1 protein-coding gene is annotated in these 1,185 nt (G+C 70.5%); it reads left to right on the top strand.

Annotated elements, in window-relative coordinates; all coding sequences use genetic code 11:
- Positions 1-114: 114 nt before the first annotated feature.
- A partial coding sequence (locus tag AC2VON_RS02730; RefSeq protein WP_486951561.1) for a serine hydrolase domain-containing protein occupies positions 115-1,185 on the top strand: 1,071 nt, incomplete at its 3' end.

The following is a 1,185-nucleotide window of genomic DNA, read 5'->3' as shown; positions in this document are numbered from 1 at the left end:
TCTCGGCAGCGCGGGATGGGAGATCGAATCGCTGGAGCCTGCCACGATGCGCCGCGAACACGACGGCACCCGGTTCGAGATGTCGTTTTGGTTCGTGCGTGCGCAGCGGGCCTCGTGAACCTGCAGGGCAATGCCGCCTCCATCCGAGAGGTGTGCGACGCGGGGCTGCTCTCCGGCGCGGTGACGCTGGTCTGGCAGCGCGGAAAAGTGCTGCAGATCAACGAGATCGGCTACCGCGACGTCGAGGCGGGGCTGCCGATGCAGCAGGACACCCTGTTCCGCATCGCGTCGATGACCAAACCCGTGACCGTCGCCGCGGTGATGAGCCTGGTCGACGAGGGAAAACTCGCGCTGAACGACCCGATCGTGGGTTGGGCGCCGGAGCTGGCCGACGTGCGGGTGCTCGACGACCCGCGCGGTCCGCTGGACCGCACGCATCCGGCGCGGCGCGCCATCGTGATCGAGGACCTGCTCACCCACACCAGCGGCCTGGCCTACGGCTTCTCGGTGTCCGGGCCGATCTCGCGGGCCTACGTGCGGCTGCCGTTCAACCAGGGGCCCGACGCGTGGCTGACCGAGCTGGCCAAACTGCCGCTGGTGCACCAACCCGGAGAGCGGGTCACCTACAGCCACTCCATCGACCTGCTGGGGGTCATCGCCTCCCGCGTCGAGGGCAAACCGTTCCACCAGGTGCTCGACGAACGGGTGCTGGGGCCGGTGGGCATGCCCGACACCGGTTTTTTCGTGACCCCCGAGGCGCGGCGGCGCGCCGCGACGATGTACCGGATCGACGAGCAGGGCACCCTGCGCCACGACGTGATGGGGACCCCGCACATCACACCGCCATCGTTCTGCAACGCCGGCGGCGGGCTGTGGTCGACCGCCGGCGACTACCTGCGGTTCGTGCGGATGCTGCTCGGCGACGGGACCATCGAGGGCGTGCGCGTGCTCTCTGCGGCCTCGGCGCGGCTCATGCACACCGACCGGCTCACCCCCGAGCACAAGCGCCACGACTTCCTGGGAGCGCCGTACTGGGTCGGCCGCGGATTCGGGCTGAACCTGTCGGTGGTGACCGATCCGGCGCGCTCGGCGCCGCTGTTCGGACCGGGCGGGCTGGGCACCTTCAGCTGGCCCGGCGCCTACGGGACGTGGTGGCAGGCCGACCCGTCCGCCGACGACCTGGTC

It is taken from the genome of Mycobacterium sp. TH-M82 (assembly GCF_057473605.1).
This window is presented reverse-complemented; position numbering and strand designations above follow the sequence as displayed.